The 379-nt window shown below is 69.9% G+C and carries 1 protein-coding gene; it reads right to left on the bottom strand.

The window, feature by feature from the left end; translation table 11 throughout:
* Window positions 1-27: 27 nt before the first annotated feature.
* Window positions 28-379: hypothetical protein (locus tag D3I60_RS01290; protein WP_262774291.1), on the bottom strand; the 352-nt coding region annotated here is incomplete at its 5' end.

Raw genomic sequence — 379 nt, 5'->3', positions numbered from 1 at the left:
GGGTAGCCCGTTCAGTTCTGGCATGCGCTACTCCAGGGCCAGGGCCACGGCCTGGGCGATGAGCGCGGGCGAATAGGGCTGCTGCCCGTTCTCGTGGGTGACGATGGCGGCCACGAGCACGGCGAGCGTGCCCGCGTTCTCCATATCGATGGCATCGCCCACGCCCACGCCGAGCGCCTTCGCGACCTGTCGCGCATATGCGCCGGTGTCGTTCTCGGTGGGCGGCGCCCACCGGCCGACGATGGCCTCGGGGGTGCGCAGCCCATACTTCCGGCTGTACGACAGCAGCACTTTCGCGAGCGCGCGCAGGCCCCACACGGGAGCCTCGAAGACCACGAATCTCGGGTCGCTGCTCTGGTCGGCGGCCATGCCTTGCCAC

Source organism: Brevibacterium permense (assembly GCF_025506275.1).
In the GTDB taxonomy this organism is placed as follows: Bacteria; Actinomycetota; Actinomycetes; order Actinomycetales; family Brevibacteriaceae; genus Brevibacterium; species Brevibacterium permense_A.
This window is presented reverse-complemented; position numbering and strand designations above follow the sequence as displayed.